The sequence below is a fragment of the Viridibacterium curvum genome, assembly GCF_039544165.1.
Taxonomy (GTDB): domain Bacteria; phylum Pseudomonadota; class Gammaproteobacteria; order Burkholderiales; family Rhodocyclaceae; genus Viridibacterium; species Viridibacterium curvum.
In genome coordinates, this window is record NZ_BAABLD010000017.1 from 167,046 (window position 1) to 181,661 (window position 14,616).

A 14,616-nucleotide genomic window follows, 5' to 3' on the forward strand; every position below is an offset into this window, starting at 1 on the left:
TTCAAAGCTTCCTTATTTCGTCGCGGGCGCAATCAGCTGCACCACGCGTTCCATCTTCATGAATCGTGAGCCCTTGACGAGCACCACCACGTCGTCGCCAAGCATCGAGCGTAATGCCGCCACAAGGTCTTCCACCGATTCGAAGTGCTCGCCGCCGGCGCCGAAGTTGCGCACAGCCACTGCGCTGTACTCACCCAGCGCCAGCAGGCGGTCGATACCCTGGCTCTTGGCGTAGCCGCCAATCTCGTCGTGGCATTGCGCACTGGTGTCGCCGATCTCGCCCATGTCACCCAGCACCAGCAGCTTGCGTCCCGGCGTTGCGGCCAGCACATCGATGCCGGCACGGACCGAATCGGGGTTCGCATTGTAGGTGTCATCGAGCACAACGGCCCCTTCGGCCGTGCGTTTGACTTCCAGGCGGCCCTTGGTTCCCGAGTATTGGGACAGCCCGCTGACCACCACATCCAGCGGAATGCCCGCAGCCAGCGCTGCGGCCGCGGCGGCCATCGCATTACGCACATTGTGGATGCCCGGCACGTTGAGCACGAAGTCACGCACTTCACCCAGCGCCGTCATGTGCACCTTGTTGCCGAAGGCCATCATGCTGTGACTGGCCGATACGTCTGCCTGTGCGCCAAGGCCGAAGCTCACGATGCGGCGGCCATTATTGAGCGAGCGCCAGTAGTCTGCATGCGGATCGTCGGCATTGACCACGGCCACGCCGTCAGCGCCCAAAGAGGAGTAGATCTGTCCCTTTTCGCGCGCCACGCCCATGACTTCGCCCATGCCTTCAAGGTGGGCACGCTGGGCGTTGTTGACGAGGGCAACGGTCGGTCGCGCCAGGCCGGTCAGGTAGGAGATCTCGCCGGGGTGATTCATCCCCATCTCGAAGACAGCAGCGATGTGCGACTCGCGCAGTCGCAGCATCATCAGCGGCAGACCGATGTCGTTGTTGAGGTTGCCCTGTGTCGCCAGCACGGCGGCCTGCGGTGCAAGCCCTTTGGACTGCGCCCATGCAGCGAGGATGGCCGCACACATTTCCTTCACGCTGGTCTTGCCATTGCTGCCCGTCACGCCAATAACGGGGATGCGGAAGCGGTTGCGCCAGTACGCCGCAAGCGTGCCCAGAGCGAGACGCGTATCTTCTACCCCGATGAGGGGGAAGTCCGGCGGGATGTTGAAGACGCCGCGACGGTCGACCAGCCCGGCAATCGCACCAGCCTTCTTTGCCTCAGCCAGGAAGGCATTGCCATCGAAACGTTCACCGCGCAGGGCGACATAGAGTCCGCCACTGAGATCGGCGCGCGTATCAGTGCCGACCGAACTGAAGGTCACATCGCTACCCGTCAGCACGCCGCCACAGGCTTGGGCGGCTTCAGACAATGCGAGCATCAGGCATTCCCCTCCGGTTCCCGCCAGACTGACAAAGCCTTGCGCGCGTGTTCAGCATCGCTGAAGTGGTCGCGCTGGCCATTGATTTCCTGATAAGTCTCGTGCCCCTTACCCGCCAGCAGCACGATGTCGTCGGCCACCGATTCGGCAATCGCACGGGCGATCGCTACCGCGCGGTCCAGCTCCTGCTCGGCACCGGGCGCACCAGCCAATACGGCGTTGATGATGTCCTGCGGCGCCTCGCTGCGCGGATTATCGCTGGTGACGATGACGCGGTCGGCGAGGCGATGTGCCACTTCCCCCATGATCGGGCGCTTGCCCGGGTCGCGATCACCACCACAGCCGAACACACAGGTCAAACGGCCACCGCGCGAATTGGCGGTGGGGCGCAGCGCCATCAAAACCTGCTCCAGCGCATCCGGAGTGTGGGCGTAGTCGATGATCACCAACGGCGCACCTACGCCACCGAGGGTCTGCATGCGGCCTTCAGGCGGCGTCAAACGACGCGCAGCCGCCGCAGCCTGCGAGAAGCTGTAGCCCGACTGCATCAGCACACCCATCACGGCGAGCAGATTGGAAACGTTGAACTGCCCGACCACACCCACCGTCAGCTCCTCGCGCTGACCTTCGCAAGCCACCAGCACGCGGATGCCCTGCGGCATGCTGCGCAGGTGCTCAGCCACCAGCACACGTGCAGCGGGTGCGGCGTTGGCGTTGTCGGGGATGAGTGTATAGCCGACCACTTCAATATCACTGTGCTCCAGCTTGCGCGCCTGGGCCACACCCATGATGTCGTCGAAGTTGAGCACTACGGACTTGAGGCCATGTTGCTCGAAAATGCGCGCCTTGGCGGCCGCATAGGCATCCATTGTGCGGTGATAGTCGAGGTGATCGCGCGTGAGATTGGTAAAGGCTGCGACGTCCATCTTCACGCCAGTAATGCGGCCTTGGTCCAACCCGATGGAGGAGACCTCCATTGCCACAGCCTGGGCACCTTGTCCGCGCAAGCTCGCCAGCTGCTCGTGCAGGATGATGGCGTCGGGGGTAGTGTTGGGAGAGGGATCGAGTCGGCCGGGGAAACCCATGCCCAGCGTGCCGACCACGGCGCACTTGCGGCCCAGGTCGTTGAAGGCACGTGCCAGCCATTGCGACACGGAAGTCTTGCCGTTGGTGCCCGTGACGCCGACAACCCACATGTCATGCGAGGGGCGACCGAACACTTCGTCTGCAAGGTCGCCCGCCATCCAGCGCAGCTGGTCGACCGGCACGTTGGGTACGCCGAATCCGGCTTGCCATTCGAAGCCCTCACGCTCCCACACCACAGCAACCGCACCGCGTGCGATGGCATCTGCGATGTAGAGACGGCCATCGCTGGCGTGCCCTGGATAGGCCAGAAAGATATCGCCCGCCTGAACGCGGCGTGAGTCTGCGCAGACGCGACGCGGTGTGATGCCCTCTGCCTCCAGCAGCGCGAGGATCGCTGCAGCGAGGCGGGTGCTCACATATCCTCCTTGACAGGAACGGCTGTCTGGCGCGCGATCTGCGTGGGCACCAGGGGAGCATCCGGACGCACACCCAGTGCGCGCAGCGAGCCGCTCATGATCTGCGCGAACACCGGTGCAGCAACCGTACCACCGTAGTACTGCCCACCACTCGCTTCATCGATCATCACGGCGACGACCAGACGCGGGTCGGACGCCGGCGCGAAGCCAATGAACGACGACACGTACTTGTTCACGTAGCGACCACCTTCGAGCTTGTGCGCGGTGCCGGTCTTGCCCGCCACGCGATAGCCGGGAATACGCGCCTGCGGTGCGGTGCCGCCGTCTGAAACAACCAGCTCGAGCATGCTGCGCACCTGCTGCGTCACCTCGGGGCTGAAGATCTGCTGGCCATGCATGGGTGCCGCATCAACGCGAGTCAGTGACAGCGGCACCATCTCGCCCTGTCGCGCGAGCACCATGTAGGCCTGCGCCATCTGCATCAGCGTCACAGAGATGCCGTGACCATAGGACATCGTGGCCTGCTCGATGGGGCGCCAGGTCTTCCAGGCGCGCAGCCGACCACCGGCTTCCCCGGGGAAACCGATCTGCAGCGGACGCCCAAAGCCCAGGTTGTCGAACAGCTTCCACATGTGTTCGGGTGGGAAGGTCAGCGCCATTTTCGCGGCACCGACGTTCGACGATTTCTCGATGACCTCGGCGACAGTCAGCGCGCCATGTGCATGCGAGTCGTTGATGGTCGCACCATCCAGCGTCATGCGACCGCCTTGTGTGTCGATGAGGCTGCCGGGCTTGAACTTGTTCGACTCAAGCGCCATCGCAGCGATGAAGGGCTTCATCGTCGAACCGGGCTCATAGGTATCGGTCAGCACGCGGTTGCGCAATTGCTCGCCCGACAGCTTGCCGCGATTGTTGGGGTTGTATGTCGGGTTGTTGACGAGTGCCAGGACTTCGCCGGTGCGCACGTCGAGCACCACTACCGCGCCAGCCTTGGCCTTGTTCACCTGCACGGCCTGCTTGAGCGCGCTGTAGGCCAGGTACTGCACCTTGGCGTCGATGGAGAGGTTGATGTCTTCGCCATTGCGCGGGCGGCGGATCGACTCGACGTCTTCGACGACGGAGCCGTAGAGATCCTTGATCACGCGACGCGAACCGTTCTTGCCGGCGAGGCGCTGCTCGAGCGCGAGCTCAACGCCTTCCTGTCCACGATCATCGATATTGGTGAAGCCCACCATGTGCGAAGCCACTTCGCCCACCGGGTAGTAACGGCGATAGGTATCTTCGCTGTGAATGCCTTCGAGCTTGAGTGCAGCGACTTGCGCAGCCACATCGGGCGGCACTTCGCGCTTGAGGTAGACGAAGTCCTTGCCGCTGGCGAGCTTGCGGTTGATGTCTTCGAGCGGCATGCCCAGCACCTTGGCGAGCTGCGCAACCTGACCTGCATTGAGATTGGCAAGATCGGGAATGGCCGTCACCGATTTGACCGGTGTGCTCATCGCGAGCGGTTCGCCATGACGATCGAGCACGCGGCCACGCGTGGCGGTCAAGGTCAGAGTGCGCGCATACCGCGACTCGCCTTTGGCCTGCAGGAAGTCACGATTGACCCCTTGCAGGTAGACCGCACGACCGACAAGACTCACCAACCCGATCAGCAGCACACCCACTACGAAGCGCGCACGCCAGGGTGGCAAGCGCTCGGACAGCAACGGATTGTGGTTGAAGGTGTAGGACTTCATCGTGCGCCCCCTGTGGAGGCTTCAAGCGACAAAAGATGATCGCGCGCTGGCTGGTTCATGCCCAGTCGCTCACGGGCAATTTTCTCGACGCGTGCCGGGGCGGCCCAGGTACCGTTCTCCAGTTGCAGCTGCGTCCATTCCGCTTCGAGCGCACGCGAGCGAGCCTGTTCCCGCTCCTGTGCCTTGACGAGACCACGCGAGCGATGGGTCAGATTGACGACCGCCAGGGCACTGGCCACCACGAGCACAACAAGGATGGCGGAGATGCGGATCATGCTGCACCTCCGGCAAAAGCTGCGTCGGTACGCTGAGCCACGCGCATGATGGCGCTGCGCGAACGCGGGTTGGCGCTCAATTCGGCATCGGACGCGCGCACCGCGTCGCCAACAAGTCCCAGGGACGGACGCGGGCGGTCGGCCTCGCGAATCGGCAAGCCACGCGGCAAGGCAGGCGGACGCGAGTGATCACGCATGAAGCGCTTCACGATGCGGTCTTCCAGCGAATGGAAGGAAATGACCACCAGACGTCCCCCTGTGTTCAACTTCGACACCGCTTGCGGCAGTGTCAGCGATAGTTCCTCAAGCTCCCGGTTGATGAAAATCCGTAGAGCCTGGAAGGTGCGCGTCGCCGGGTGCTGACCCAGCTCGCGTGTGCGGACGGTCTCCGCCACGAGCGCGGCAAGTTGTCCTGTGGTAGCAATAGGGCTCCCCGCCCGAGCAGCATCAATCGCCTTTGCAATCGCATAAGCAAACCGTTCTTCACCGTAATCCCTCACTACATTTGTGATTTCGGCGACGGTTGCCCGCGCCAGCCATTGCGAGACAGGCTCGCCCCTTGTCGTGTCCATGCGCATATCGAGCGGCGCATCGAAACGGAAACTCATTCCCCGCTGCGGATCGTCGAGCTGCGGTGACGACACGCCGATATCCATCAACACCCCATCCACACGCGCCACACCGAGCGCATCCAGCGAAGCCGCCAGTTCCGAGAACGGCTCGTGCACCAGGGTGAAACGTCCGTCGTTCAGCGCCTTGCTGGCCGCCACCGCCGCCGGATCGCGGTCAAACGCAATCAACCTTCCCTGCGCACCCAGCTGCGCCAGAATCGCCCGGCTGTGTCCGCCACGCCCGAAGGTCGCATCGACGTACACACCGTCTTGCCTGATGGCCAGCGCCTCAACTGCCTCATCCAGCAAGACCGTGATGTGCCGCAGGTCTTCATTCACTTAGCCACGCTCACAGACTCAAATCGGCAAGGCCGGGTGGCAGCTCGGCCGACTGGAAGATGGCCAGCATCGCTTCCTGTTGCTTCTTCCAGCGCTCGTCCGACCACAGCTCAAAGTGCGTGCCCTGCCCGACCAGCCAGACAGACTTGTCCAGCGCAGCCCACTCACGCAGCTCCGGCGCGATCAACAGGCGCCCCGTCGCATCCATTTCCTCATCGCGCGCATTACCGACCAGCAGGCGCTTGATGGCGGCCGAACGCGGGTCAAGGCTGGGGGCGGCGAGCACCTGCGCGCGGATCGGCTCCCAGGCAGGCTCCGGATAGATAACGAGGCATTGGTGCGGGTGTGCGGTCACAACCAGGCGGCCGCCACAAGCCACTGCCAGCGCATCGCGATGCCGCGCGGGGACGCCCAGGCGTCCCTTCGCATCGAGAGTCAGCGCCGCAGCACCTTGAAACATCCACGCTCCTCAGCCGGACCAGCGCCAGCCACCGTTCAACCAGACACCCGGGGATTCCGCCCTCCGGACCACGACCCTCCGCCGGAGCGTCGTTTTTGTGCACTTTTATCCATTTCTTACCACTTTGCACCACTTTAGTTGAACTGTCATACCCGGTCAAGCGCCGGAGCGGGCGGTTTTCAGGCCGCAATTCCGAATGTTTTCAAGGGCAAGCGCGCTCCATTCCTGCAAACAGAACAGCGGGCCGCCTTACGTCGTTTTGTTGCCTCTGCAGCACGCGACGCCACGTCTCACGCGGCGGCATGGCAAGATCGTCGCCACGATTTGCCCGGGAGGAAGAAGAAATGGAAAGCGCTGGACGACGACTCCGCCTGCTGGCCACGCTGGCGATCACCTTGGGCATTGCCGCCGCCCTGCTGGCCAGCTTTGCAGGCAACTACCTACGCAACTCACTGGCCGCCAATGCCATCGCGACGGGCACGAACGCCTGGCTGGCCGACAACCACGGCCTCATGCAAATCGATGCGCAGGGCAAGCTGGTGCGTGAACGCAGCCTCAGCGAATTGGGCGTCAAAGCCATCAGCGAACTGCACGCCATCGATGCCACTCACCTGTTGCTCGCAGAGCCAGGCAGCGCGCGACTCAAGTTGCTGGACGCCAATACGGGCAGCGCGTCGGGCGTCATCCCGCTCGCCGCCCCGGCCCCGCAGGCGCCGATACGTCTCGCCAGCCGCAAGCGCGGCCAGAGCTTCGAAATCGCCGCCGTGCTCGACGGCGCCGTGCAGCGCTTCGATGACCAGGGAAAATCGCTGGCAAGCAGTGTCAAGGGGGAGGTGCGTCAGGCCGAAGGCGTGCTGTTCGATGGCGAAGCCTGGTGGGTAGCCGACAGCACCAAGCAGCAACTCACGCAGTTGCAAGCCGACTCGCTCACGGCGCAGGACAACGTACCCTTGAGCGGCCTCAACGCCTTACGCGTACCCGGCATTGCCCGCCTCTCACGTGGGCAGATGAGCGACCGCGACAAGCCGGCGGTGGCGACCGTGATCCGCCGTCATCCTGAAAACGGCCAGACCCGCGTCGTCGACGTCTTCAGCGACGCCACCGAGGCGGAATTCCCGTTGCCCGTTGGCAGCAAGGCGCTGGATGTGGCCTGGCTGGGCAAGGAATTGTGGGTGCTGGATGGTGCGCAGGGGGCCGTGTGGCGCTTCGATGCCGCGCGCAAGCCGCTCGGCAAAGTCAACGATCCGACACTGAACGGGCGACTGACGGGGTCGGCGTTCTGGCGCAGCTTTGCCGAAGGCATCGCCACCGCATCAAGACTCGCCGCCATCGTGTGCCTGAGCCTGGGCGCACTGTTGATCGCATGGCTGCTGCACAAGCCGGTCGTTGCGCTGATCCGGCGCAAGCTGTCGCCGCCGGAAGAGGTGTCTGACGAAGAAGATTGGGAAGCTCGCCGATAGGCGCCGGTCCTGCTGTACGTCTACACAAACCTGAAGTTGCATATCACCAAGCATCAAAGTGCACTCACTCCTGGACCTCAAAATGCTGCAAACAGCGCCACGCCTCATTTTCGTCGCTTCGCTTTGTCTGCTGTCATCGACTTCACAAGCCCAAAACGAAGCTCCTGTCGAAATTGCAATTCTTCATATTGACCGGGATAAACGCATAGCCCTGCCCGTACTGTCGATACCAAGCCCAGATCAGCGACAAATCGATATTGAAAGCCGTCAAGAAGGAACACCCGAGATTCTCTCGGCAGTAGAGCAATGCAGGAAGCGGCTTGGGATTCCCAAGGACCAAGACATCGTTCAGTGCCCGATTGCATCGTCGCTGGTCGCAAAACGACACTACATGACCGCGCCGCCCAAGCAATGGTTCGATGCAGAGGGCCACACTTATTCCGCAAGGGGCGGAACATATTTCGCTGATGCATCAGGTTCCGGTATCGGCTTCGATCTCGGGCCGTCTTCTGCACAGGACATGCAGGGTGCCGTACTTGCCAACAGCAAACAGCTGGAGTTCGCGAAAGTCAGGAAGGCGCCTCGAAAAGAGTGGCTCAACTGGCCCGAACTGTCGTCACAACTTGCATTCTGGCGCAACGCGAAGGTCAAGCAATGCGACTCAAAGCAATGCACCCAAACATATGCAAAAGCTGCTGACCTGACGGAACTGGACGGAGTTGCAACCGAATTCACATTTCAGGACGGACAGAAAATTCAGCACTTTGGCGCGAATACTCGTGCAAGCTCTAAAAGATCGCGCAAACGCCCTATCGAATACGCAAGTATTTCGCTATGGCGAAACCTGAATCACAAAGGAAAAGTTCAGCTGCTACCACCCAACAACGAAGACGAATGGCTCAGTGGCATCACACAGGAGCTTGAGGACTGCGAAACACAGTGCGGACTGTCTTGGGACAACACACCGCAAGTTTTCTCGATCAAAGGCCGGACATTTGCGTTCGCTCCCTACTCAGGAGGAACTGTCTCAGGATACTTGTTTGTCGAAGTTACGCCGCAAGCCGTCAAACGACTCGGCTGGTATCGCTGGGGAAGCTAGCTGCATCATGGCTATATCTTGTGCAGTAGCGATTGGGAAGCTCGCCGATAAGCCGGGTTCTGTCGCGCATGCTTGCGCATGCGGGGCAGTCATTCCTCTGGTCCCTGCATTACTGCAGGGCTCTAGCAGCCTACCCGGGGGCTCTGCGGGCCGCATCAACGCCCCCCTATTTGGCCTTGCCCCGGATGGGGTTTAGCGTGCCAGTCCGTGTTACCACGTCTGCGGTGAGCTCTTACCTCGCCGTTTCACCCTTACCTGTGCTCTTGCGAGCCATCGGCGGTCTATTCTCTGTTCCACTTTCCGTCGCCTTGGGTCAGGCAAGCCTGACTTATAGCGCCCGGCCGTTAGCCGGCATCCTGCCCTGCGGGGCCCGGACTTTCCTCGATGTACCGATTTCCTCCAGCACACCGCGACTGCCTGGCGAACTTCCCGGGGCGGAGTATAGCTGTGTGAGCAGTAGGGCCTGTTAACAATTATCCGGCGGATCGCATTGAGTCTTATGGCTTGTGGGACAAGGCGCGCGACGCGGTGTGGGGTCTCAGTTGGCAGATTCGCCCCACACAAGGAGTGCAACGCAGTATCCACGAGCCATAAGACTCAACCCGGAGGGCTTGCATTCAATTGAACGTGGCACTGTGTTGCAGCGCCTCGACAGGGGGCCACCCTGTCTTCGTTGCTGCGCCTTGTTCCACGCCCAATTGAACGCAAGCGCGACCGCCGGATAATTGTTAACAGGCCCTAGAGACTGGATTATTTGCCCGGCGGCGTAGCGGGCTTGGTGGCGACAAACTTGAATGTGCCGTTATCGAAACGGAACTTGCCGAGCAGATCGCCGTATTTTTCCGGTGGCGTCTTGAAGGCCTGCAGCTCGCACTTCTCTGTGCCCACGCCCCACCAGTTATTGCCCTGGTGCAACACGTAGAGCACTTCGTTCACCTCGTACAGTTCCAGCTCGCCTGCACCGGCTTTGCCATCGGCAATGTCGTAACGCTGCTGGCAGATCGGGAAGCGCGCCGCGACCACTTTCTGCGCCACGGCGCTGCCCCAGAAGTAGCGCTGCTCGCGCACGACGCTGATCGAGTGATCCTTGTTGCCATCGATCATGTAAGACGCGCCCGTGTTTTCGCAGGCTGTGAGGCAAGGCAGCAACAGCAAGGGCAGCAGACGCGTCATGTGCATGGTCAGGCAATCTTCCAGTGGATGGCTTCACCGGCACGCAGCGGCACCAGCGGGTCGCCCGGCAGGTAGTCGATGCTGGCGGGCACGGCCCAGTCTTCTTTCACGAGGGTGACCTTGTCGGCATTGCGCGGCAGACCGTACCAGTCGGGGCCGTTGTGGCTGGCAAAGGCTTCGAGCTTGTCGAGCGCACCTGCTTCGTCAAAGGCTTCGGCATAGAGCTCGATGCCCGCGTGTGCGGTGTAACAGCCAGCGCAGCCACAAGCCGCTTCCTTGGTGCTCCTGGCATGCGGTGCGGAGTCCGTGCCGAGGAAGAAGCGCGGATTGCCGGAGATGGCGGCCTCGACCAGTGCAACACGATGCGTTTCGCGCTTGAGCACGGGCAGACAGTAGTGATGGGGACGAATGCCACCAGCGAAGATTGCGTTACGGTTCATCAACAGATGATGCGCAGTGATGGTGGCCGCCACATTGGGGCCGGCACCGGCTACGAACTGCGCGGCTTCCGCAGTCGTGATGTGCTCGAAGACCGTACGAAGACCCGGGAATTTCGCCTGGAGCGGCGCGAATACGCGATCAATAAAAACACGCTCGCGATCAAAGATATCCACATCAGCATGCGTCACCTCGCCATGTACCAGAAGGGGAACACCCAGTGCCTGCATGCGCTCCAGCGTTGCAGCCACCTTGTCCATCGACGTCACTCCGGCATCGGAATTGGTCGTCGCCCCGGCCGGGTACAGCTTGACGGCATGCACGAAACCGGAAGCCTTCGCCCGATCAATCTCGTCGGGCGGAGTGTTGTCAGTCAGGTACAACGTCATCAGGGGTTCGAACTTGAGGCCAGCCGGCACAGCGGCGTTGATCCGGTCACGGTAGGCGGCGGCCTGCGCGACGGTGGTCACCGGGGGGCGCAGGTTCGGCATGACGATGGCGCGGCCGAAGCGTTGCGCAACGTCGGGCACGGTGACGGCGAGCGACGCACCATCGCGCAGGTGAAGGTGCCAGTCGTCGGGGCGTGTGATGGTCAGTGAAGCGAGAGACATCGGAGTTCCATTCAGGCCCGATCGGGCCAAGGTAGCAAAAGTCGACGGTAAGTTTACAGCATGTCCCCGGCGCCCCTGCCTGCCACGACAGAACCTTCTGCCATCACACGGGTCACACTCTTGCAAGTAGCGGGCACACTGCCTCCGCTGATGCCACTTCAGATCGCCCAGCCTCCTGGCTGAGCCTGCCGCCGTAACGCATTTCAGCAATCCCTCCCGCAAGTCCGCCCTCGGCATCCCTGCCCGGACGACTTACTGCCATCTGAAACAAGAAATGCTCAAGGAGGAGAGATGGAGCCATTTTTCTTTTTGCCGACCTTGCCGCTGCCCATCAGTGATTTCGGCTGGGCTGCTCTGGTCCTGTTATGTGCCGTCGCTTTCGGCGAGCTGACCATGCGCACCTTGCGCCTGCCACGCATCACCGGCTACGTCCTCCTCGGCACTCTGCTGGGGCAAGCCGTGACGCAACTCTATACCCCAGACATCCTGCCGCTGTTGAGGCCGCTCTTCGAGTTTGCCTTCGGCCTGCTGTTGTTCGAACTGGGGCAGCGCATCGATCTCGGCTGGTTGCAGCGTAACCCCTGGCTGCTCGCCACCAGTCTGGCCGAATCCCTGTTGGCATTTGCCAGCGTTGGTCTGCTCCTGTTCGCTCTGGGCGTGCCCACACTGGTTGCGCTGATCAGTGCGGGCATCGGCGCAGCGACGGGGCCGGCCGTCGTGCTGGGCGTCTGCAAGGACACGCATGCACGCGGCCCGGTTAGCGAACGCCTGCAACTGCTCTGCGCGCTAGGCAGTTGCTACGCCTTTGCCGCACTGGGCATTGCCTACGGCTGGCAGCACACCGCGTCGCGCAGCGATGATCTGTTCGCAAGCCTGCTGCACCCTGCCTACCTGCTGGTCGGCTCGTTGCTGCTGGGCCTGATCATTGCGCACGTCGTACTGTGGGTACCAGCCCGTTTGCGGCCCGAGCACAACAGCCAGACGCTTGCGGCGATTGCGTTGATCATTTTCTCGGTCGCGCTGACCTCGGCACTGCAACTCTCGGTTGCTGTCAGCCTGCTGGCAGCGGGCGTGCTGAGCCGCACCATGGACAAGCGCAGACGATTACAACCCATGGACTTCGGCCTCGTCGGACGCCTCGCCCTCATCGTGGTGTTCATCTCGACGGGGGCCTTGCTCACGCCAGCCGCACTGCAGGCCGCGATCGTCCCGGCCATAGCCCTGATCGCCGCACGCGCCGTCGGCAAGCTCATTGGCATATTCGCTTTCGCCACACCCTGCGGTCTCAGCTATCGCAAGGCATCCTTGCTCGCAGCCTGCATGCTGCCCATGTCGGGTGCAGCCTTGCTGTGGGTGGATCGCACCAGCGTCCTCTGGCCCTCGCTGGGCGCACAGGTCGCTGCCATCGTGCTGACTGCCCTGCCCCTGACCGAATTGCTGGCACCGCCCCTGCTGCAGTTTGCCCTTCGCCGCGCCGACGAGACCAGGGAGGCCGCATGAGTCGCGATACCGCCGCATTCGCACCCGATACGACCAGCCACGCGCTGAGCTTCACGACCTCCGACCCGCTGACGCTGGGCGTGGAACTGGAGCTGCAGGTTGTCAGCCGGCTCGATGCCGACCTCACGCGCGGCGCGACCGAGCTGCTGGGCCTCATCAACCGGCACCCGCATCCTGGCGACTTCAAACCAGAGATCACCGAAAGCATGATCGAGGTATCCACCGCGCAGATCCATAGGCGCATCGATACGCTCGCTGCCGAGTTGCTGGCCGTGCGCAAAACACTCGTCGAAGCCGCCGACAAGCTCAACCTGCTCATCTGCGGCGGTGGCGCCCACCCCTTCCAGCATTGGGCCGAACGCAAGATCTTCGACAAGCCGCGCTTCCACCAGCTCGGCGACATGTACGGCTACCTCGCCAAGCAGTTCACCGTCTTCGGCCAGCACATCCACGTCGGCTGCCCCAACGGTGACGAAGCGCTCTATCTGCTGCATGCACTGTCGCGCTACCTGCCGCATTTCATCGCACTTTCGGCCGCGTCACCCTATTACCAGGGCGTAGACACGGCCTTTGACTCCTCGCGGCTGAATGCCATCTCGGCCTTCCCCTTGTCGGGTCGCGCGCCGATGGTCAAGCGCTGGAGTGAATTTATCGACTACTTTGAGCACATGCGGGGTTTCGGCATCGTAGAGAGCATGAAGGATTTCTACTGGGACATCCGCCCCAAACCGGAATTCGGCACCGTCGAAATCCGCATCTGCGACACGCCACTGACCGTCGAGCGCGCCATCGCCCTCGCCGCCTTTGCACAGACACTGTGCCGCTACCTGCTGGTCGAACGCCCTTTCGTGATCGACGACTCGCTCTATGCGGTCTACAGCGTCAACCGCTACCAGGCCGCGCGTTACGGCATGGAAGGCTGCCTCGTCGACCCCGCCTCCCGCCAACGCGTGGCCCTGCGCGATGACTTGCGGATCACGCTGCAACGCCTCGCACCACATGCTGAAGAACTCGGCACCGCGCACTACCTCGCTTCGCTGGGCGCTGTGTGCGAAGAAGGCAATGGCGCGCAGTGGATGCGTAGCGCCTACCAGCGCCATCACTCGTTCGGAGATCTCGTCTGGCAACAGGCCCTGCAATGGCGCGAGAGCTGAGTACGGCCCCGCCCGCAACCGACCGGCCTGCGCCGCTGCGAATCGGCATCAGCGCCAGGCTGATGCACCAGCCACCGGCCGAGCTGGGGTTCCGTGGCAAGACCTTGCAGTACCTCGAACAGTCGATTGCGCACTGGATCCTCGCGGAGGGCGCCCTGTGCTTCATGCTGCCCACGCTGGAATCGGAAGGCTCGCTGCGCCGCGCTGCCGTGCATGTCGGCGACTACGTGCGCGCCATTGACGCGCTGGTGCTGCAGGGTGGCGCTGACGTCAGCCCCCGCAGCTATGGTGAGGAAGCCTTGCGCCCCGAGTGGGAAGGAGACCGCATCCGCGACCAGTATGAGCTGGACCTGATCTGGGAATGCATCATCCAGAAGAAGCCCGTACTGGGCATCTGTCGCGGCTGTCAGCTGCTCAACGTGGCCTTCGGCGGCACGCTCTACCAGGACGTAGGTCAGCAAGTTGCTGGCGCCGGACAGCACGTCGACCACGACGCCTACGACCTGCACACGCATGCCATCCGCTTTACGCCCGGCTCATTGCTGGAACGCCTCTATCCCTTCGAGGACGCGCCACGCGTCACCAGCATCCATCACCAGGCCATCCGCAGGCTGGGCAACGGCGTGCTGGTCGATGCCCTGTCTACTGATGAGATCATCGTCGAAGCCATGCGCTGGACCGGTAACAGCTTCGTTTATGGCGTGCAGTGGCACCCGCAGTTTCACCCTCCGGAACGCAAACACCTGCTCGACAGCGGTCCGCATCTGGCCGAATTCCTGCGGCAAGCCAGACGCCGGCGTGACGGAAGCCGCTGACCGAAGGGGTAGGAAATTGCACGCCTCCCGTCATCCACCTATCATCGCGGC

At 62.5% G+C, this 14,616-nt stretch carries 13 protein-coding genes and 1 other RNA gene; 5 read left to right on the forward strand and 9 right to left on the reverse strand.

Features of this window, described 5'->3' with window-relative positions; genetic code table 11:
• Positions 1 to 12: 12 nt before the first annotated feature.
• The 6 genes from ABEA02_RS17150 to mraZ are packed head-to-tail and all read right to left on the reverse strand — an operon-like array spanning position 13 to position 6,315.
• Positions 13 to 1,392: a UDP-N-acetylmuramoyl-tripeptide--D-alanyl-D-alanine ligase gene (locus ABEA02_RS17150; protein WP_345534321.1), complete on the reverse strand. Its 1,380-nt coding sequence runs from the start codon at positions 1,390 to 1,392 to the stop codon at positions 13 to 15.
• Positions 1,392 to 2,894 (reverse strand): UDP-N-acetylmuramoyl-L-alanyl-D-glutamate--2,6-diaminopimelate ligase, encoded by a 1,503-nt coding sequence (locus tag ABEA02_RS17155; protein WP_345534322.1) that lies wholly within the window; start codon positions 2,892 to 2,894, stop codon positions 1,392 to 1,394. The genes ABEA02_RS17150 and ABEA02_RS17155 overlap by 1 nt, the downstream gene beginning before the upstream one ends.
• Entirely contained in the window at positions 2,891 to 4,630 is a 1,740-nt protein-coding gene (locus ABEA02_RS17160) for a peptidoglycan D,D-transpeptidase FtsI family protein (protein WP_345534323.1), read from the reverse strand. Before ABEA02_RS17160 ends, ABEA02_RS17155 begins: the two co-directional genes overlap by 4 nt.
• Positions 4,627 to 4,905: a cell division protein FtsL gene (gene ftsL / locus ABEA02_RS17165; RefSeq protein WP_345534324.1), complete on the reverse strand. Its 279-nt coding sequence runs from the start codon at positions 4,903 to 4,905 to the stop codon at positions 4,627 to 4,629. The genes ABEA02_RS17160 and ftsL overlap by 4 nt, the downstream gene beginning before the upstream one ends.
• Positions 4,902 to 5,855, reverse strand: coding sequence for a 16S rRNA (cytosine(1402)-N(4))-methyltransferase RsmH (gene rsmH, locus ABEA02_RS17170; RefSeq protein WP_345534325.1), 954 nt, complete (start codon positions 5,853 to 5,855; stop codon positions 4,902 to 4,904). Before rsmH ends, ftsL begins: the two co-directional genes overlap by 4 nt.
• A 10-nt stretch (positions 5,856 to 5,865) precedes the next feature.
• Entirely contained in the window at positions 5,866 to 6,315 is a 450-nt protein-coding gene (gene mraZ, locus ABEA02_RS17175) for a division/cell wall cluster transcriptional repressor MraZ (protein ID WP_345534326.1), read from the reverse strand.
• A 344-nt stretch (positions 6,316 to 6,659) separates the two neighbouring features.
• On the opposite strand from mraZ, the gene ABEA02_RS17180 reads away from it, so the two are divergent.
• Complete coding sequence (locus tag ABEA02_RS17180; RefSeq protein WP_345534327.1) at positions 6,660 to 7,775, forward strand: NHL repeat-containing protein; 1,116 nt, start codon at positions 6,660 to 6,662, stop codon at positions 7,773 to 7,775.
• Between the two features lie 82 nt (positions 7,776 to 7,857).
• On the forward strand, positions 7,858 to 8,874 hold the full coding sequence (locus tag ABEA02_RS17185) for a hypothetical protein (RefSeq protein WP_345534328.1): 1,017 nt from the start codon (positions 7,858 to 7,860) through the stop codon (positions 8,872 to 8,874).
• A gap of 32 nt (positions 8,875 to 8,906) precedes the next feature.
• On the opposite strand, the gene rnpB is transcribed toward ABEA02_RS17185, so the two are convergent.
• From rnpB to pyrC, 3 genes are all read right to left on the reverse strand, one after another.
• Positions 8,907 to 9,303: RNase P RNA component class A (gene rnpB, locus ABEA02_RS17190), an RNA gene on the reverse strand.
• A gap of 321 nt (positions 9,304 to 9,624) precedes the next feature.
• Entirely contained in the window at positions 9,625 to 10,047 is a 423-nt protein-coding gene (locus tag ABEA02_RS17195; RefSeq protein ID WP_345534329.1) for a hypothetical protein, read from the reverse strand.
• An 8-nt stretch (positions 10,048 to 10,055) separates the two neighbouring features.
• Positions 10,056 to 11,096: a dihydroorotase gene (gene pyrC, locus ABEA02_RS17200; protein WP_345534330.1), complete on the reverse strand. Its 1,041-nt coding sequence runs from the start codon at positions 11,094 to 11,096 to the stop codon at positions 10,056 to 10,058.
• A 291-nt stretch (positions 11,097 to 11,387) separates the two neighbouring features.
• On the opposite strand from pyrC, the gene ABEA02_RS17205 reads away from it, so the two are divergent.
• Genes ABEA02_RS17205 through ABEA02_RS17215 form a run of 3 tightly spaced genes read left to right on the forward strand, consistent with a single transcriptional unit; the run spans position 11,388 to position 14,565 of the window.
• Complete coding sequence (locus ABEA02_RS17205) at positions 11,388 to 12,596, forward strand: cation:proton antiporter (RefSeq protein WP_345534331.1); 1,209 nt, start codon at positions 11,388 to 11,390, stop codon at positions 12,594 to 12,596.
• Positions 12,593 to 13,750, forward strand: coding sequence for a YbdK family carboxylate-amine ligase (locus ABEA02_RS17210; protein WP_345534332.1), 1,158 nt, complete (start codon positions 12,593 to 12,595; stop codon positions 13,748 to 13,750). The genes ABEA02_RS17205 and ABEA02_RS17210 overlap by 4 nt, the downstream gene beginning before the upstream one ends.
• Positions 13,735 to 14,565 (forward strand): gamma-glutamyl-gamma-aminobutyrate hydrolase family protein, encoded by an 831-nt coding sequence (locus tag ABEA02_RS17215; protein WP_345534333.1) that lies wholly within the window; start codon positions 13,735 to 13,737, stop codon positions 14,563 to 14,565. Before ABEA02_RS17210 ends, ABEA02_RS17215 begins: the two co-directional genes overlap by 16 nt.
• The last annotated feature ends 51 nt before the right edge of the window (positions 14,566 to 14,616 follow it).